The organism is Actinomadura sp. NPDC048032, assembly GCF_040653175.1.
In the GTDB taxonomy this organism is placed as follows: Bacteria; Actinomycetota; Actinomycetes; order Streptosporangiales; family Streptosporangiaceae; genus Spirillospora; species Spirillospora verrucosospora.
In genome coordinates this window covers 1-17707 of sequence record NZ_JBEZJP010000109.1, presented here as the reverse complement: position 1 = coordinate 17707, position 17707 = coordinate 1, and the positions used below count along the sequence as shown (strand labels likewise).

Genomic DNA, 17707 nt, shown 5'->3' with positions numbered 1-17707 from the left:
GCGGCGCAGGCGCTGGGGATCGCGCAGGGGGCGCTGGATTTCGCGGTGGGGTATGTGAAGCAGCGGCGGCAGTTCGGGAAGGCGATCGCTGATTTCCAGGGTGTGCAGTTCATGCTGGCGGACATGGCGATGCGGTTGGAGGGGGCGCGGCAGCTGACGTATCACGCGGCGGTGAAGTCCGAGCGGGCGATGGCGGGGGAGCGGGTGCCGGATCTGACGTTCGTGTCGTCGGCGTGCAAGGCGCTGGCCTCGGATGTGGCGATGGACGTGACGACGGACGCGGTGCAGTTGCTGGGCGGGTACGGGTACACGCGGGAGTTCCCGGTGGAGCGGATGATGCGCGACGCCAAGATCACTCAGATCTACGAGGGCACCAACCAGATCCAGCGGATGGTCATGGCCCGCCAGATCCTCCGGTAGCCGGGGAGCCGGGCCCGGCGGCCGGAAGCCGCACCTCGAACAGCGCGCCGCCGCCGGGGGCCTCGCGGACGGCGAGGTCCCCGCCGTGCGCCAGCACCAGGTCGCGGGCGATGGCGAGCCCGAGGCCCGCGCCGCCCTCGTCGCGGCTGCGCGCGTCGTCCAGCCGCACGAACCGCTCGAAGATCCGCTCGCGGTCGGCGGGCGGCACTCCCGGCCCGTCGTCGGCGACCCGCACCACCGCCGTTCCCGCCTCCTCGCCCACCGACAGGCGGACCTCCGAGCGCGCGTGGCGCTGGGCGTTGTCGAGCAGGTTGCCGACCACCCGCGACAGCCGCCCCGGCACGCCCATGACGCGCGGATCGGCCTCGATGGACGCCCGCACGGCGATCCGGTCGCCGGGCGCGCGGCGCTCCAGCTCGTCCAGGACGAGCCCGCCGAGCGCGACGGGCCGGGCCGGCGGACGGTCCCCGGCGTCGATGCGGGCGAGGAGCAGCAGATCCGCGGCGAGCCGCTGGAGCCGCAGGACGTCCTCGACCAGCCCGCCGACGTCCAGCAGCTCCGGATGCGCGGCGGCGACCTCCAGCTGGGTGCGCAGCGAGGCGATGGGGCTGCGCAGCTCGTGCGAGGCGTCCGCGACGAATCCGCGCTGCCGTGCCACCGACTCCTCCAGCGCGGCGAGCGTCGCGTTCGTGGTGGCGGCCAGTCCGGCGATCTCGTCCCGCGCGTCCGGCACCGGCACCCGCCGGGCCAGGTCGCCGGAGGAGGTGATCTCGGCCAGCTCCGCCCGGACGGCCTCCACCGGGCGCAGCGCCCTCCGTGTGACCAGCCACGTCACCCCCGCGACGACGGCGAGCAGCGGAGGAAGCCCCGCGAGCATCGCCCGGACGGCGGTGCCCACCGCGTCCCGGGCGGCGGCCAGGTCGGCGCCGGCGTAGACGGTCACGGTCTCGTCCAGCGGCGTGGTCACCTCGACGGCCGCGAACCGGTAGTCGGCGGTGTGGTCGTCGACGGTGGCGCGGCCCGTGGAGAAGGCCGGGTCGTCGCCCGACACCTCGCCGCGCGCCGGATCGTCGTCACCGCCGCCGTCATCGTCGCCGCCCCGCGGGGGCTGCCCAGGCCGCACGTCCGGGGAGCCGGTCCCGTGGATCCGCCGCAGGTCCTCGCTGGCCGCCCGCACCCGGCCCCTCTCGTCCACGACCTGCACGGGATGGTCCTCCCCGTCCGGCAGGTCGAGCGCCGCGAACGGGGTGCCGGAGGCGAGCTGCGAGGCCACCTCGCGTGCCGCCACCTCGGCCTTCAGATCGGCCTGGCCGCCGAGGTTCGAGCGCAGCAGCAGCACCACCGCGAGCCCGGCGGCGACGAGCGCGACGGCCACCACGGCGGTCGCGCCCAGAGTGGTCCTGGCGCGGACGGACGCCGGGCGGCGGGGCATCTCAGGCGCCCCCGTCCCGGGCCAGCCGGTACCCGGCGCCGCGCACCGTCGTGATCGACCGGCGTCCGAACGGGACGTCGAGCTTGCGCCGCAGCGCGCTCACGTACACCTCGACGATGTTGGGGTCCCCGTCGTAGGCGAAGTCCCAGACCGCCTCCATGATCTGCGCCTTCGACACGACGCGGCCCGCGTTCGCCGCCAGGTGCTCCAGCACCGCGAACTCCTTGGCGGTCAGCTCCACCTCGGTCTCGCCCCGGTGCACGCGCCGCGCCGCCGGGTCGACGGTGAGGTCGCCGAGCACGATGGCGGGCGCCGCGCCCCGCGTCCGGCGGCGCAGCAGCGCGCGGACGCGGGCCACCAGCACCACGTAGGAGAACGGCTTGGTGAGGTAGTCGTCCGCGCCGGTGTCCAGGCCCTCCGCCTCGTCGTACTCGCCGTCCTTGGCGGTCAGCATCAGGATCGGCGTCTCGTCGCCCGCCGCGCGCAGGGCCGCGCACACCCGGTAGCCGTTCATCCCGGGCAGCATGATGTCGAGGATGATCAGGTCGTAGCCGCCGCCGAGCGCCCGGTGCAGCCCCTCGGCGCCGTCGTGGACGGCCTCGACCACGAACCCCTCGGCCGTCAGGCCCCGCGCGAGCGAGGCGGCCAGGCGTCTCTCGTCCTCGACGATCAGCAGGCGCATCCCCACAGCCTGCCAAACCGCACCTGAAGGCGGCTTCAGGTTGCTTCAGCGGCGCTACAGGAACGCCCGGCATCGTCCAGGGCGGAAGGTGCGGCCGGACAGGCCGGCACGGCACCCGGAGATGGGAGTTGCGATGAGGTTCGACGCACGGCGCATGGTCGCGGGCCGCGGCCTGCTGGTCGCGGTGGTCGCCGCGGGCGCCCTCGCGGCGGGAGGAGCCACGGCCGCGATCGCCGCCGCGGACGGCGGCGAGGGCGACTCGCCGTCCGGGGAGAAGCCGGCCCGGACCGCCGTCTCGCTGGCGCAGGCCGCGGACGCGGCGCTGAAGACGGTCCCCGGGAAGGTGCGGGAGATCGAGCTGGAGAGCGAGGACGGCGCCACCGTCTGGGAGGTCGAGGTCCTCACCGGTGACGGCGCCGCGCGCAAGGTCGTCGTCGACTCCGGCAGCGGCAAGGTCGCGGCCGACCGCCCCGAGAAGGGGGACGACGACAAGGGCGAGGCCACCGCGCTGAGCGGCGCGAAGACCTCCGTGGCCGACGCGGCCGCCGCCGCGCTCAAGGCGGTTCCCGGCCACGCGACGTCCGCCGGCTTCGACCGCGACGGCGGCAGGGCGGTCTGGGAGGTCGACGTGACCGGGTCTGACGGGAGCGAGCACGAGGTCACCGTGGACGACGCGACCGGCAAGGCGGCCGCCCAGAAGGGGGACGACGATGACTGACCCCGTCCCGTAAAGGGAAGGGATCGGCCGAGGGGGTGGGCGCATGAGCGACCGGAAACCCGTGCCAGGCATCGACACGAGCGTCCCGCATGTGGCGCGCATCTGGAACTACTGGCTTGGCGGCAAGGACAACTATCCGGTGGACCGCGAGGTCGGGGACCAGATCCTCGGGATGCTGCCGGACGTCGCGAGGCTGGCACGGGCCTCCCGGCTCTTCCTGAACCGGGTGGTGTGGCACCTGGCCGCCGAGGCCGGGATCCGCCAGTTCATCGACATCGGCACCGGGCTGCCCACGGTGGACAACACCCACGAGGTCGCGCAGCGCGCCGCCCCCGAGTCGAGGATCGTGTACGTCGACAACGACCCCCTGGTCCTGGAGCACGCGAAGGGCCTGCTCACCAGCACGCCCGAAGGGAGCACCGCCTACATCCACGCGGACGTGCGCGACCCGGACGCGATCCTGGAGGGCGCCGCCGAGACGCTCGACTTCAGCCGTCCGATCGCGTTCACGCTGATGGGCATCCTGGAGTTCGTGACGGACGACGACCAGGCGTACGGGATCGTGCGGCGGCTCATGGACGCGGTCCCCTCCGGCAGCTACTTCGCCATGTACGACGGGACGAACGTCGTGCACGGCGCGGCGTCCGACCGCATCGTGGACGTCTGGAACGCCTCGGGCAACGCGTCCCTCGTCCTGCGGACGCCCGAGGGGATCGGGCGCTTCTTCAACGGCCTGGAGCTCCTGGAGCCGGGCATCGTCCCGGTGACGCACTGGCGGCCGGACGGTGCGGCCGAGCAGGAGGCCGTGGACGCCTACGGCGCCGTGGGCCGCAAGCCCTGAACGCCCCCCAGGCCCGCTGGAACAGGACGCTATGACTGGAAACGAGTTCGTCTACACCATCTACATCAGGAGCACGCCGGAGCGGCTCTGGGAGGCTCTCACCGACCCGGCCTTCACCCGCCGCTACTGGGGCGTCGCCTTCGAGACCGACTGGCGGCCGGGGTCCGCCGTCATCTGGCACGAGGAGGGCGCGACGACGTCCGACCCCGAGCAGGTCGTCCTCGAAGCCGAGCCGGGACGGCGCCTCTCCTACACCTGGCACACCTTCACGCCGGAGTGGGCGCGGTCCGCCGGCGTGGACGAGGGGACTCGGGCCCGGCTGCTGCGGGAACCGCGCTCGAAGGTGACCTGCGAGCTCGAACCCGTCGGGGAGACGGTGCGGCTGACCGTCGTCCACGAGGGCGGCGAGGTGTTGCTGAGCATGTCGCGGCAGGGCTGGCCGCACGTCCTGTCCGGCCTCAAGACCCTCATGGAGACGGGCGCTCCCCTCCCCACGGCGTAGCCGGTCGCGCGCGTCCGCCGGACACGGCGGCCGGGCACCCGGCCACCTGCGCTTCGGAACGCTCCACGCCCGCTCGCCGGTCACATGCGCATGCTGCTGCCGCCGGACTCCTCTTCGCCGTCGGTGGTGTGCTCCAGCTCCAGGTACTCGTCGTCGGGCCAGAGCTCGTCGGCCACGAAGGCGAGGTACTCCTCGTCGCCCGGGTCCAGCTCGGCGGTCATGGACTCCGGGTGGCCCGGGGGCTCGGCGGCGGGGGGCGGGACGGCGGGCGACGCCTCGGAGGCGTGATGCCGCGGCTCAGGGGAGGGCGGCGCCGGTTCCGGGGCGCGTCGCGGCGGCATGGGGTGGAGGAGGTTCGGCAGGAAGAGGCCGAACAGGGCGACCAGGGACGCGAGGACCAGGACTGTGACCACACCCACACCGTCCTTTCGCGGTCGAGTTCCGCATGAATGTTGCGTAAGTAGCAAAACAGTTGAACGCTACCGGGATCGCCCGCCGGATGGGAGCCCGACATGCGGATCGCTGGAGACGGACGGGGCGTGACGTCTCATGCGGACGCGCGCGCACGGGCGTGGTCCGTCCGGGGTCGCCTCGCCCCTGTCCGATCTCGCCTCCAAGGCTGAGCGCGTTTCTCACGCGGGGGCGCCACGACACGCGGGCTTTCGTCGCACGCTGCCAGGGTTTGGCACGCGGGTTGGAGTCCGGTGGTGGTCGCCTCATGAAGGCGCGGAAAGGTGGTCTCGGCGTGGGCCGGAGCTGGGAGAACGGCGCCGGGTCGCGGCGGCTGCCGGAGCGGCGCGGCTTCGCGGGGCGCGGGGAGCTCCACGGCGGGGCGTGGAGAGTGTGGCGGCCACAGCGCGGCTGTCACGGCGCGGCTGTCACGCCGCGGCGGCGGTGGCCCGGGGGAGTGGAGGATTTCAGCGCGCGGGCCGCTGGCCGGTGCGTTCGGGGACGAACGCCGGTTCATGAACTCATGCGGGAGTCTGCGGCGGATGGCCGCCTCTGAGGGAGCGGGCCGTCAGGGGCGCCGATACGGCGCGCGGTGTCCCGGGCTGCAGCGGCTCGCCCGGCGTCGGCGACGACCGGCACGCGATGGACGATCGTGCCGGGACGGGGCGCCGGCTCTAGGCGGCGGTGGTGGGGCGGTGCGGGGCGATGACGCGGCCGTCGGGAAGGAGCTCGCCGGTGTCGTCGAAGACGACGACGCCGTTGCAAAGGAGGCTCCACCCCTGCTCGGGGTGGGCGGCGATGATGCGGGCGGCCTCGCGGTCGAGGTCGTCCGGCAGCGGACAGGACGGCTGGTGCTGGCAGATGGTGTCGTTCTCGGCGGTCACAGGGTTCCTCCACGGGTGTCCCACGTGATTAAGGACATATTGCAGCCTGCCGCGCCACGTCCGAAATATGCAAGTGGCTGGCGAATTTTTTACCCTCGAGCGCGTGTGAACCCGTCGAAGCTCGGGCAATCACGGGCGATTCACCGCAAGATGCCACCGTCCGGTTCGCCGCCGTGGTCCACGTCCAGCCCGACGACGGCGGTGCAGCCCGTGCAGATCCACTCGGCGACGACCGCCTCGGAGTTGGTGCCGTGCGTCCGGTAGGGGCGCTCGACCGTGCGGCGCCGCATCCCGTGGCCGCAGGAGGAGTGCAGGAGCCTGCCGCAGGCGGGGCACGGCCAGACGTCCTCGCGGCGCAGATCGCACCGGGGGCACAGCGGCGACTCGTAGTGGCCCGCCGGCTCGCCGAACTCCAGCTCGATCCGCCACTCGTGCTCCAGGTCGAGGTACTCGTCAGCCGGCCAGTGGTGGTCGGCCAGCCACGCGAGGTACTCCTCGTCCCCCGGGTCGAGGACGGCCGTCAGCGACTCGGGGTGCCCGTCGTCCGAGCGGTCGGGTCGCCTGCCGTGCCGCGCGGTGGCCAGGAGCGTCAGCAGGCCCACGAGCGCGGCCGCGGCCAGGCCTGTCGCCAGGGGCATCGCGGCGTCCTCACATGATCTTGTGGCGGGAAAGTCCGATCATGAATGCACTTCACAAAACGCTGCGAACGCTACAAGAAAGGCTCTAAACGGAAAAGTCGATCAAAAAGATCTTTTACCTGGATCATGACCGGACTCGGGTCCGAAACCGGGAGGCGAGGCCGTCCGTAACCGCGCGGCCTGCGGGAATCGGGCCTCCGAGGCTCCTCCCTCGCCCGTCGCCGGCGGAACCGGTTTCACTCTCCGCTGAATCCGCCGATCAGTCCTTCCGCCCGAGCACGGCGACCATCTGGGTGTGCAGCGGGTGCTCCAGCGGCCCGGCGGGCCCGGCGGGCCGCCACTCGGTCACGTGGGCCACCCCCGGCTCCAGGATCGTGAGGCCCTCCATGAACCGCTCGACCTCGGAGGAGTGCCGGAAGTAGGACCCGCCGAGCCCCGACTGCAGGATGCGCTTGGCCTCCTCCACGCGCGGGTCGTCGCCCGAGTCGTGCAGGTGGGTGAGCACGACGTGGCTGCCGGGCGCCAGGAACGGGAGCAGCGCCCGGACGACCCCGGCCGGGTCTCGCTCGTCCGGCACGTGGTGGATGATCGCGGCCAGCACGATGCCCACCGGGCGCGAGAGGTCGAGCAGCCCGGTCAGCGCGGGGTCGGTGAAGATCTTCTCGGGCTCGTACAGGTCGCCCTGGATGAACGTCGCGACGCCGGTCTCGGTCAGCAGCGCCCGGCCGTGCGCCAGCACGATCGGGTCGTTGTCGACGTACACCACCCGCGCGTCCGGGTTGGCCGCCCGGGCGAACTGGTGCACGTTGGACGACGTGGGCAGCCCGGATCCGATGTCGACGAACTGGTCGATCCCGAGGTCGCGGGCCATGTAGGTCACCGCCCGCTCGATGGCGACCCGGTTGCCCTGGGCCACGACGGGGGCCTCCGGCACGAGCTGCATCACCATGTCGGCCACCTCGCGGTCGGCGGCGAAGTTGTCCTTGCCTCCGAGGAAGTAGTCGTACACGCGCGCGAAGGTGGGCGTGGAGGGGTCGATGCCCGGAGGTGCGTTCTCGGGGAGGTCGTCGGCCACGCGCGCGGCTCCTTCTGTTGTGCGCCCAGATCCCCTGAACGGGCGACGGCGGTGATCCAACATTAGGGCCGATTCCCGCGCCCGTCCGGGGTTTCGGCGCGGTCGGGGTGCGGTTTTCCGCAGGGTGGGGGTGCGGTGCGCGGCCGGGTGGATCGGCGGTGCGCTCCATGGCGGCGGGGCCGCCCGGTTCCTAGCGTCGTCAGCATGATCGAGACGATGTACGCGGCGGCCGGGAGCGAGCCCGCGGGAGGCGTCGCGGGGTGGGCGACGGACCTGATGGACAAGCTGGGCGCGCCCGGGGCGGGACTGGCGATCGCGCTGGAGAACCTGTTCCCGCCGCTGCCGAGCGAGGTGATCCTGCCCCTGGCGGGGTTCGCCTCCGCGCAGGGCCGGATGAGCCTGGTGGCGGCTCAAACGCAAGCACTACCGGCAACCAGCGCTCCCAGAACATGTCGCTGAACTCGATGGTGACGAGCGACGGGGCGGAGATCGGGCGGGCGCAGTACATGCAGGCGCAGGCCGCGGGGGTGGAGCCCGCGGCGCTGATGAATCCGGTGCTGCTCAAGCCGGGAAGCGACCGCAGAAGCCAGGTCGTGGTGCTGGGGAAGCCCGTGGCGGAGGTCGACGCGCTTCAGTACGGGGCGCACAAGGAGCGGCTCAAGGGCGTCGTGCTGGAGTGCCTTGAGGAGTTGCGGGCCACGTACGACGTGGTGGTGTGCGAGGGGGCCGGGAGTCCCGCCGAGATCAATCTGCGGGGCGGCGACATCGTCAACATGGGGCTGGCCCGGGCCGCGAACCTGCCGGTGGTGGTGGTCGGCGACATCGACCGGGGCGGTGTCTTCGCGTCGCTCTACGGCACGGTCGCCTTGCTGGAGCCCGCCGACCAGGCGCTGATCGCCGGATTCGTCATCAACAAGTTCCGGGGGGCGCGGGAGCTTCTCGCGCCGGGGCTGGAGCAGCTCGCGATGCTCACCGGGCGCCCGACGCTGGGGGTGCTGCCCTGGAAACTCGGCCTGTATCTCGATTCTGAGGACACCCTGGCCTTGGACGCGCCGAGGCCCGACGCGAAAGGGCCTTACGGGAAGGAGACGCTGCGCATCGCCGTCGTCCGGTTCCCGCGCATCTCCAACTTCACGGACATGGACGCCCTGGCCTGCGAGCCCGGCGTCGTCGTCCGGTACGCGGCGAGTTCCGGCGACCTGGCCGAGGCCGACCTTGTGGTGCTTCCGGGGACCCGGGCCACGGTCGCCGATCTGGCGTGGCTCCGCGACCGGGGAATGGCCGACGAGATCCGCAGGAGGGCCCAGGAGGGGCGGCCGGTCCTCGGGATCTGCGGTGGCTACCAGATGCTGGCCGAAGAGATCGTGGACGGTGTCGAGTCAAAGGAGGGGAGAGCGCGAGGGCTCGGTCTCCTTCCTGCGAAGGTCGAGTTCAAGAAGGAGAAGACCCTCGGGCGGCCCACCGGAAGCGCCTACGGGGAGACCGTGAACGCCTACGAGATCCATCACGGCATCGTGAGCGCGGAGGGGGAGCCGTTCCTCGACGGGTGCCGGAAAGGCGCCGTGTGGGGGACGACCTGGCATGGAGCGATGGAGAACGACGGCTTCCGCAGGGCGTTCCTCGCGGACGTCGCCCGGACGGCGGAGAGGCGGTTCGTCCCGGCCCCGGACGTGTCCTTCGGGGCGCTGAGGGAGGCGACCCTGGACGCGCTCGGCGACCTCGTCGAGGAGCACATGGACACCGGGGCCCTGTGGCGGATCATCGAGGGCGGCGCGCCGGGGGGCCTGCCCGTCGTCCCGCCCGGCGGAGCCCCGGCGCCGCCCTCGGCGGGGGTAGGGTGATCCACTCGTGAACACAGGCGCACGCAGGCAGAGCACCAGGAGGAGCACCCCGTGACCGACCCGCGGTCCAAGCTGATCGTCCCGCTGATGAAGGCGCGGGTGCCGGCCGAGGTCCAGCTGGAGTTCCCGCTCCCGGCGGACGAGGAGCCGATCCGCGACCCGTTCGCCGCCGACCTGTACGTCACCTACGCGCTGGAGATCGCCGACGAGGGGGCCCCGTCCGGCCGCCGCTACGAGCACGTGGCGCGCCGGCACTGCGCCGACCTCGGGGTGGCGCAGGGCGAGCTGCGCCGCCACGCGGTGATCAACCTGCGCGACCTTCGTCCCGAGCTGAGCCTCAGCTGGTATCCCGACGCGCGCGCCGTGACGGTGTCGCTGGGCGCGTCCCCGCGGGGCGGGGGCCTGGAGTCGGGCCTGCTGCTGGACGAGGGGTTCCTGGAGAAGCTGGCGCAGGACGTGGAGGGCGACCTCGTCGTCGCGGCGCCCGCGCGGGACGTGTTCGTCGCGTCCGGCACCGGGCACCCGGACGGCATCGACAAGCTCCGCTGGGCGGTCTCGCAGGTGTGGGCCGAGGACCGCGGCGACGACGGCGACGACCCGGTGTGGGACGTCCCCGCGGGGAGCCTCCTCACGCACAACCTCCTGGTCCGCCGCGGCGCCGCCTGGGAAGTCCTCACCGGCTGACCCCCGGGAAAACGGGTGGGCCGCCATGCCCGGAATGCGTACTCTCCGGGGCATGGTGTCGACTCATCAGCTTCTGGCGTTCTCCGCGATGGCACTGGCGATCATCCTGATCCCGGGGCCGTCCGTCCTGTTCGTCGTCGGCCGCGCGCTGGCGCACGGCCGGCGCACCGCGCTCGCGGGCGTGGTCGGCGGGGTGCTCGCCGCCCTGGTGCTGACCGCGGCGGTCGCGGTGGGGATCGGATCGGTCGTGGAGCGTTCCGTCGTCGTGTTCACCGCCCTGAAGATCGTGGGCGCGGTCTACATCGTCTACCTCGGGGTGCAGGCCATCCGGCACCGGCGCTCGCTCCAGGAGGCGATCGCCGGGAGCGAGGCGGAGCGCGGCGGGGGCCGGGCGCTGCTGCAGGGCTTCTTCGTCGGCATCACCAACCCGAAGACGACCGTGTTCTTCGCGGCCGTCCTGCCGCAGTTCGTGGTGCGCGAGAACGGCCACGTCGAGCTCCAGATGATGCTGTTCGGCGCGATCTTCGCGGTGATCGCGCTGTGCTGCGACAGCGTGTGGGGGATCGCGGCGGGGACGGCCCGCGACTGGTTCGCCCGCTCGCCGCGCCGCCTCGCGGCGATCGGCGGCACCGGCGGCCTGATGATGATCGGTCTCGGCGTCACGGTCGCGGCGACGGGCCGCAAGGACTGAGCTAGCCCCCGGGTCCGCGCGCCGCGGCGACGGGAGCGGCGACCGGCGGCCGCCTGCCGAAGCGGCGCCGCAGGGGGTAGGCGAGCGCGACGGCGGCGAGGCTGACCAGGGAGGCGGCCAGCTGGGAGCGCTGCCCGGCCATGAACGCCATCGAGACCAGCACGGCGAGCAGGGCGGCGATGACGAGCCAGGTCAGGTACGGGAACAGCCACATCCGGTAGGTGAGGCTCGCCGGGTCCTCGCGCCGCAGCCGGGACCGCAGCCGCAGTTGCGAGAACAGGATCGCCAGGTAGACGAAGGCCAGCACGACCCCGATCGAGTTCATCAGGAACCTGAACACCTGGTCGGGGGAGACGTAGGACGCGACGACCGCCGCCCACGCCGCGACCGTCCCGAGCAGGATCGCCCGGACGGGGACGCCGCGCCGGTTCAGCCGCACCAGCCCGGCGGGGGCGTCGCCGTCGCGGGTCAGCACGTACAGCATCCGGGACGAGACGTAGATCGCCGAGTTCAGCACCGACAGGACGGCGGTGAGGATGACCGCCTGCATGAGGGTGCCGGCGGCGGGCACGTCCAGCCGGTCCAGGGCGCTGACGAACGGGCTGGTGAGGATCTTCGCGTCGTTCCACGGCAGGATCGACACGACGAGCAGGATCGACAGCACGTAGAACAGCGCGACGCGCCACAGCACGTTGCTCGTGGCCCGGGCGACCGCCCGGCCCGGCTCCTCGCTCTCCGCGGCGGCGATGGTGACGATCTCCGTCCCGCCGAACGCGAACATCACCGCGACGATGGCGGTGAAGACCGACCCGGCGCCGTTCGGGACGAACCCGCCGTGCCCGGTGAGCACGGCGAGGCCGCCGGGCGAGTCCGGCCAGAGGCCGGTGACGTACAGGACGCCGAGGACGACGAACACCAGGATCGCCGCGACCTTGATCGAGGCGAACCAGAACTCGAACTCGCCGAAGGACCGGACGGAGACGAGGTTCACCGCCGTCATCGCGACCAGCAGCCCGGCGGCCAGCGCCCACTGCGGCAGGCCGGTCCAGCCGGCGAGGATGCCGGCGCCCGCGGTCGCCTCGGCGCCGACGAGGATCACGTAGAGGTACCAGTACAGCCAGCCGATGGTGAAGCCCGCGAAGGGGCCGAGCGCCATCCGCGCGTACTCGGCGAGGGACCCGGCGACCGGGCGCGCGACGACCATCTCGCCGAGCGCCCGCAGCACGCACAGCACCAGCAGGCCGGCCGCCGCGTACGACAGGACGGCGGCGGGCCCGGCGGTGCTGATCACGGCGCCGCTGCCGACGAACAGCCCGGCGCCGATCGCGCCGCCGATCGCCAGCATCGTCATGTGGCGGCGGCGCAGCCCGGCGCGCAGTCCGGCGCCGCCACTGCTCTCAGACATCACGACAACAGTAGGTGACCTGCGCGGATGTGTCTGACGAGTGTCAGACCTCGCAGAGCGCGAAGTCGTCGAAGACCGCCTGGGGCCATCCGGTCGCGCCCTCGTCGCGGACCACGAGCAGGCCGCTGTTGCCGGGGGCGCTGCCCGGCGGCGTGGCGGCGGACGAGGCGACCGGCTTGCCGTTGACCCACATCGCCAGGTCGACGTTGCCGTCCTCGCGCTTGACGCAGGCGGCCTGGAGGCGGTTCCTCTCGCGCAGCCTGGGTGCGATGCCGGTCGTCACGGTCTGCGCCTGCCGGGTGGCCAGCCTGGCGATGCGCGCGCGCCCGTCCGAGCCGAGGAGGAACGCGTAGCCCGAGCTTCCCAGGCAGTACACCCCCGCCTCGCCGTAGGCGTCCTTCGGCGTGACCTCGACCTCGACGAGCTGGGAGTCGGGGATCCTGCTCACCGGTGCGTCGACGGTCGTGCGCCCGGCCTTCGGCAGGACGTGGATCTCGTACTTCCGGTCGCGGTAGGACGCGTCGAAGACCGGGGTGGCGGCCGTCTTCCAGCCGGAGCCGGCGTCGTTGAAGCCGTCGTCGAAGATCTTGTCCTTGACGTCCGGCGGTTCGTCGCCGAGGACGGCGGCCCTGGTGGGCCCCGAGGCGTCCGGGGAGTCGTCGCCGCCCGGGATGCCGAGGGCCCCGATCACGGCGGAGACGGCGAGGACCGCGCCGGTCGCGGCGATGAGCAGGCCCCGGTCGCGGTGCCGGGACCGCTTCCTCTCCGGGGCCGCGGGCGCCCGCATGCCGACCGGGCGCGTCGGCGGCACGGAGTCGACGCTCGTCAGAGGCGCAGGCGTCGGCTCAGGTGCCGGCTCCGGCTCCGGCACCGGTTCCGGCTCGGGCGGCGCGGCGGCGGGCGGAGCCGCGGGCGGCGCGTCCTCGCCGGTCAGCGCCTGGATCAGCTGCTTCACCGTCGGACGGTCGGCGGGCTCCTTGGCCAGCGCCCGGGCCACCAGATCGCGGACGGCCGGGTCGAGGCCCTCCAGGTCGGGGTCGGCGGACGTCACCCGGCTGATGACCTCCGGGAGCGTCCCGCCGCCGAACGGGGCGCGGCCCGTGCCCGCGTAGGCGACGACGCAGCCCCAGGAGAACACGTCGGCGGCGGGCGTGACCTCCCGCCCGTGCATCAGCTCGGGCGCGATGTAGGCGGGCGTGCCGACGAACTGGCCGGTCCGGGTCGGGCCCTCGGTGGCGTCCAGCGCGCGGGCGATGCCGAAGTCGATCACGCGCGGCCCGGTCGGGGACAGCAGCACGTTGGACGGCTTGAGGTCGCGGTGCACGATCCCGGCCCCGTGGATCGCGCCGAGCGCCGTCGCGACGTTGACCGCGAGGGCCTCCAGGTCGCCGCCGCGCAGGGGGCCGTCCGCCTTGACGGCCTCCTCGACGGACGGCCCGTTGACGTACTCGGTCACCACGTACAGCGGGTCGCCGTCGAGCCGGGCGTCCAGGACGGCGGCCGTGCAGAACCGGCTGACCTGCCGCGCGGCCGTCACCTCGCTGCGGAACCGCTCGTGGAACGCCTCGTCGTCGGCCAGTTCCGTGTTGATGACCTTGACCGCGACCCGCCGTCCCGACGCGTCCTCGCCGAGGTAGACGGTGCCCATGCCGCCCCGGCCGAGGCGGGCGGTGAGCACGTACGGGCCGAGCAGCCGCGGGTCTCGGTCACGGAGGGGCGCCTGCATGACTCGACTCCCGGGGTGGAGAGGGGCTGTGATTCAGTCTGTCGTACGGTCGGTCTCTTTGACGCCCGATCATGGGGCATCAGTTCACCGGACAGCGGGAGGAAATGTGGACGTGACGGCGGACGTGCTCGGCCCCGGGTACGAGGCGATCGAGCTGCCGATGGGCCGCGACGCCGAGGGCGAGGTCGTGGCGACGCTCGTACGGCGCCGGGGCGGCGGCGACCCGTCCCGGCGGGCGGTGCTCTACCTGCACGGGTTCGTCGACTACTTCTTCCAGCGGCACCTCGCCGACTTCTACGTCGAGCTCGGCTTCGACTTCTACGCGCTCGACCTGCGCAAGTACGGGCGCTCGCTGCGGCCGCACCAGACCCCGAACTACGTCGAGAGCCTGTCGGACTACTTCCCGGAGATCGACGAGGCGGTGCGGATCATCCGGGACGTGGACGGGCACGACACGCTCCTGCTGAACGGCCACTCGACCGGCGGCCTGGTCGCGGCCCTGTGGGCCGACCGGGCCAGGGGCAGGGGCCTGATCGACGGCGTGTTCCTCAACAGCCCGTTCCTGGACCTCGCCGAGCCACTGGTGATGCGCAAGGCCGGCGCGGGCCTGGCGCGTGCGCTGCGTCCCCGGTTCCCGAAGGCGAAGCTGCCCGCGGGGGTGTCCGACCGGTACCCGCGCAGCATCCACCGCGACCACGAGGGCGAGTGGGAGTTCGACCTGGCCTGGAAGCCGCTCGCCGGGTTCCCGGTGCGGGCGGCGTGGCTGGCGGCCGTGCGGCGGGGGCAGCTGCGCCTGCACCGCGGCCTGGACGTCGACGTCCCGGTGCTGGTGATGGCGTCGACGCGCAGCGTCCGCCCGACCCGCGGGGTGCTGGACGTGACGGGCGCCGACGCCGTCCTGGACGTCGAGCACATGGCGAAGTGGGCGCCGCGGATCGGGCGGCACGTCACGCTCGTGCGGATCGAGGGCGGCCTGCACGACCTGGTGCTGTCCGCCGAACCGGCCCGCTCGCAGGTCTTCGCGGAGCTGACCCGGTGGACGAACGGCTACCTGCCGGGCCGGCCGGCCTAGCCGAGGATCTCCGACAGGTCGAAGTCGTCGAAGTCGACGATGATCTGCTGCGCGGCGTTGCCGCCCCGCTCGACCTGCAGGCCGGCCTTGCCGTTGCCGAGCGGCTGGTCGGTGTCGGTCGCGTCGATGACCCGGTGGCCGTTCACCCAGAGCCGCAGCCGCACCTGCTTGCCGTCGTCGCCGCTCTCGCAGGCGATCTGGAGCTTGTTCGACTCGCCCTCGGAGAGGCCGGCGACCGAGTCGGGGCTGTCGAGCTCCTTGGTGCCGCGGTCCTTGGTGAGCTTGCGGAGCACCGCGCCCTTGCCGTCGTTGCGGACGAGGAACATGTACTCGCTCGCACCGTCCTCGGTCATGCGGCAGGTGAGGCCGTACATGCCGTCGGGGGAACCCTGGGCGACCCTGGTGGTGACGGTGGCCAGCATCGGGTCGGGGGCGAAGTCGTCCTTGGGCACGTCGCGCCTCACCCCGCCGGTCGAGCCCTGGGACTCCAGCCGGTAGCCGCCGTTCACGTAGCCGTACTGGCCGCTGAAGGTGCCCCAGCCGGAGCCGTCGTCGGAGAAGTCGTCGCTGAACGTCGTGGCGACGTTGCCGGGCGGGCCGTCCGGGCGCAGCACGAGGAACCCGACGACGGCGAGCAGGACGAGGGCGGCAGCGACGGCGCCGCCGATGACCAGCGGACGCCGGGACGCGCCGCCCGACCGGGGGACGGCGGGCCGCGCGTCCTGGCGGGTGGCGCCGGGGGCCGCGGGCGGCGGGGTCGGCTGCTGGAAGGCGGCCGGCGCCGTGCGGGCCTGGGCGGTCGGGTCGCTCGCCGGTCCGTGCCAGCTCGCCTGGACGGTCTCGGCGAGCCTCGCCGGGTCGGCCTGGCCGTTGCCGACGAGCCGTCCGAGCAGGTCCTGGACGGTCGGCCGCCGGCGCGGGTCCTTGTCGAGCGCGGCGGCGACGACGTCGCGCAGGCCGGGGTCGAGCCCGTCGAGCCTCGGCTCCTCGTGGACGACGCGGTAGAAGATCTCCGGAACGGTGGTGCCCGCGAACGGGGGGCGCCCCGTCCCGGCGTAGGCGACGACGCAGCCCCACGAGAACACGTCGGAGGCGGGCGAGACCTGCTCGCCGCGCAGCAGCTCGGGCGGCAGGTAGTTCGGGGTCCCGACGAACTGGCCGGTGCGGGTGGGGCCGTCGGGGGCGTCGAGGGCGCGGGCGATGCCGAAGTCGATGACGCGGGGGCCGGTGGAGGACAGCAGGACGTTGGCGGGCTTGAGGTCGCGGTGCACGATCCCGGCGCCGTGGATGGCGGCGAGCGCGGTGGCGACGCCGACCGCGAGTCCCTCCAGGTCGGAGCCGGGCAGCGGCCCGCGCTCGGCGACGGCGCTCTCCAGGCTCGGGCCCTCGATGTACTCGGTGACGACGTACAGGGGGTCGGTGTCGAGCTCGGCGTCCATCACGGGCGCGGTGCAGAACCGGCGGACCTGCCGCGCGGCGGTCACCTCGCGGCGGAACCGCTCCCGGAACGTGCCCTCACCGGCGAGCTCCCGGTTGATCATTTTTACGGCGACGCGGCGGCCGGCGCGGTCCTCGCCGAGGTAGACCGTCCCCATGCCGCCCCGGCCGAGCCGCCCCACCAGCGTGTAGGGGCCGAGCTCGGCGGGGTCGCCGGGGCGCAGGGTCTCCCCGTTCTCTCCTGCGTGCGTGGTCATCGTGATCCTGAGGGGGATTCGGGAGTCTTTGTCGTAGAACCCTAGCGGTCCACGGTGATTCGGACGCGCGGAGTCGTCGGCACGTTCAGTTCGTGCGGCGGGCGCGGGGAAGGGTGCGGAACGGCGGGAGCTTCTCGCCGGTGAGCCCGAGCGCGTACGCCACGACCCGGCTGGACCAGCGCTGGCAGCCGACGGCCAGCGCGTACAGGGCGCGGGGGTACCGGCCGGTGAACGGGATGACCAGCCAGCTGAGCGGCATGACGACCACCAGGGCCGCGTACATGATCAGCATCACGACCAGGTGCGGGATGACCAGCAGGCCCCTGAGCAGGGTGAGCCAGCGCCGCGGGCCGCGCCAGGCGGCCGGGAACGGCAGGTCGACGAGGACCGTCTCCGCGTCCGGGCCGGGCTCGCGCGCCGCCGCGACCGCGGGGGCGGCGGCCTCCGGCGCGGGCCTCGGAGCCGGGACCTCGACGGCCGCGGGGCGCGCGCCGTCCGGCTCGGAGGCGGGCTCCGCGGCCGGATCCGGCCCCCGCCACGACGCCGAGATCGTCTCCACGGCCTGGGTGAGGTCGGCCTTCTCCTGCCCGACGAGCAGGGTCAGCAGCCGCCGCGCCGTCGGGCGGTCGCGCGGGTCCTTGCCGAGCGCGGCGGCGACGACCTCGCGCAGCCGCGGGTCGAGGCCGGCGAGGTCGGGCTCCTCGTGCTCGATGCGGCGGAACGTCTCGGCGACGGTCCCGCTCTGGAACGGGGGACGCCCGGTCCCGGCGTAGGCGACGACGCAGCCCCACGCGAACACGTCCGACGCCTGCTCGACCGGTTCTCCCCGCAGCACCTCGGGCGCGATGTAGGACGGCGTCCCGACGAACTGGCCGGTGCGGGTGGGGCCGTCGGGGGCGTCGAGGGCGCGGGCGATGCCGAAGTCGATGACGCGGGGGCCGGTGGAGGACAG

Annotated in this window: 18 protein-coding genes and 1 pseudogene; 9 read left to right on the top strand and 10 right to left on the bottom strand. The window is 73.3% G+C overall.

The features are described from left to right. Positions 1–420 (top strand): acyl-CoA dehydrogenase family protein (locus AB0C69_RS17120; RefSeq protein WP_360354331.1); only part of this gene is annotated, 420 nt, incomplete at its 5' end. On the opposite strand, the gene AB0C69_RS17115 is transcribed toward AB0C69_RS17120, so the two are convergent. Together AB0C69_RS17115 and AB0C69_RS17110 are read right to left on the bottom strand one after the other, a co-directional pair. Then, positions 395–1852, bottom strand: coding sequence for a HAMP domain-containing sensor histidine kinase (locus AB0C69_RS17115; RefSeq protein ID WP_360354329.1), 1458 nt, complete (start codon positions 1850–1852; stop codon positions 395–397). The genes AB0C69_RS17120 and AB0C69_RS17115 overlap by 26 nt on opposite strands. A gap of 1 nt (position 1853) precedes the next feature. Then, a complete protein-coding gene (locus tag AB0C69_RS17110; protein WP_353833662.1) occupies positions 1854–2534 on the bottom strand; it encodes a response regulator in 681 nt (226 codons plus the stop codon). A 133-nt stretch (positions 2535–2667) separates the two neighbouring features. On the opposite strand from AB0C69_RS17110, the gene AB0C69_RS17105 reads away from it, so the two are divergent. From AB0C69_RS17105 to AB0C69_RS17095, 3 genes are read left to right on the top strand one after another with little or no spacing between them, the layout of a single operon-like run. Continuing rightward, a complete protein-coding gene (locus AB0C69_RS17105; RefSeq protein ID WP_360354327.1) occupies positions 2668–3252 on the top strand; it encodes a PepSY domain-containing protein in 585 nt (194 codons plus the stop codon). A gap of 43 nt (positions 3253–3295) precedes the next feature. Further along, on the top strand, positions 3296–4093 hold the full coding sequence (locus AB0C69_RS17100; RefSeq protein ID WP_360354325.1) for an SAM-dependent methyltransferase: 798 nt from the start codon (positions 3296–3298) through the stop codon (positions 4091–4093). Between the two features lie 31 nt (positions 4094–4124). After that, complete coding sequence (locus AB0C69_RS17095; protein ID WP_345171853.1) at positions 4125–4595, top strand: SRPBCC family protein; 471 nt, start codon at positions 4125–4127, stop codon at positions 4593–4595. 80 nt (positions 4596–4675) lie between these two features. On the opposite strand, the gene AB0C69_RS17090 is transcribed toward AB0C69_RS17095, so the two are convergent. From AB0C69_RS17090 to AB0C69_RS17075, 4 genes are all read right to left on the bottom strand, one after another. After that, complete coding sequence (locus AB0C69_RS17090) at positions 4676–5008, bottom strand: hypothetical protein (protein ID WP_345171855.1); 333 nt, start codon at positions 5006–5008, stop codon at positions 4676–4678. A 711-nt stretch (positions 5009–5719) separates the two neighbouring features. After that, positions 5720–5908: a DUF5999 family protein gene (locus AB0C69_RS17085; RefSeq protein ID WP_345172494.1), complete on the bottom strand. Its 189-nt coding sequence runs from the start codon at positions 5906–5908 to the stop codon at positions 5720–5722. A gap of 161 nt (positions 5909–6069) precedes the next feature. After that, positions 6070–6567 (bottom strand): hypothetical protein, encoded by a 498-nt coding sequence (locus AB0C69_RS17080; RefSeq protein WP_345171857.1) that lies wholly within the window; start codon positions 6565–6567, stop codon positions 6070–6072. A 259-nt stretch (positions 6568–6826) separates the two neighbouring features. After that, entirely contained in the window at positions 6827–7642 is an 816-nt protein-coding gene (locus tag AB0C69_RS17075; RefSeq protein ID WP_360354322.1) for an SAM-dependent methyltransferase, read from the bottom strand. 204 nt (positions 7643–7846) lie between these two features. Between AB0C69_RS17075 and AB0C69_RS17070 the strand changes: the two genes are divergently transcribed. The 4 genes and pseudogenes from AB0C69_RS17070 (at position 7847) to AB0C69_RS17055 (ending at position 10858) form a co-directional block, all read left to right on the top strand. Continuing rightward, on the top strand, positions 7847–8101 hold the full coding sequence (locus tag AB0C69_RS17070; protein WP_360354338.1) for a hypothetical protein: 255 nt from the start codon (positions 7847–7849) through the stop codon (positions 8099–8101). Continuing rightward, a pseudogene (locus AB0C69_RS17065) lies at positions 8080–9483 on the top strand (cobyric acid synthase); the annotation flags it as partial. The gene AB0C69_RS17070 and the pseudogene AB0C69_RS17065, both read left to right, overlap by 22 nt. A 51-nt stretch (positions 9484–9534) precedes the next feature. Then, positions 9535–10167, top strand: coding sequence for a DUF1444 family protein (locus AB0C69_RS17060; protein ID WP_345175839.1), 633 nt, complete (start codon positions 9535–9537; stop codon positions 10165–10167). Positions 10168–10219: 52 nt separating this feature from the next. Next, positions 10220–10858, top strand: a complete 639-nt coding sequence (locus AB0C69_RS17055) for a LysE family translocator (protein ID WP_345175837.1) — start codon at positions 10220–10222, stop codon at positions 10856–10858. A gap of 1 nt (position 10859) precedes the next feature. On the opposite strand, the gene AB0C69_RS17050 is transcribed toward AB0C69_RS17055, so the two are convergent. Both AB0C69_RS17050 and AB0C69_RS17045 read right to left on the bottom strand, forming a co-directional pair. Beyond that, the gene (locus tag AB0C69_RS17050) at positions 10860–12263 is read right to left on the bottom strand and encodes an amino acid permease (protein ID WP_360354319.1); all 1404 of its coding nucleotides are present in this window, start codon (positions 12261–12263) and stop codon (positions 10860–10862) included. Positions 12264–12306: 43 nt separating this feature from the next. Further along, positions 12307–13989, bottom strand: a complete 1683-nt coding sequence (locus AB0C69_RS17045; protein ID WP_360354317.1) for a serine/threonine-protein kinase — start codon at positions 13987–13989, stop codon at positions 12307–12309. A gap of 112 nt (positions 13990–14101) precedes the next feature. Between AB0C69_RS17045 and AB0C69_RS17040 the strand changes: the two genes are divergently transcribed. Continuing rightward, positions 14102–15061, top strand: a complete 960-nt coding sequence (locus tag AB0C69_RS17040) for an alpha/beta hydrolase (protein ID WP_360354315.1) — start codon at positions 14102–14104, stop codon at positions 15059–15061. On the opposite strand, the gene AB0C69_RS17035 is transcribed toward AB0C69_RS17040, so the two are convergent. Together AB0C69_RS17035 and AB0C69_RS17030 are read right to left on the bottom strand one after the other, a co-directional pair. Then, positions 15058–16755 (bottom strand): serine/threonine-protein kinase, encoded by a 1698-nt coding sequence (locus AB0C69_RS17035; protein ID WP_345175830.1) that lies wholly within the window; start codon positions 16753–16755, stop codon positions 15058–15060. The genes AB0C69_RS17040 and AB0C69_RS17035 overlap by 4 nt on opposite strands. An 85-nt stretch (positions 16756–16840) precedes the next feature. Then, positions 16841–17707 (bottom strand): DUF4389 domain-containing protein (locus tag AB0C69_RS17030; protein ID WP_360354312.1); only part of this gene is annotated, 867 nt, incomplete at its 5' end.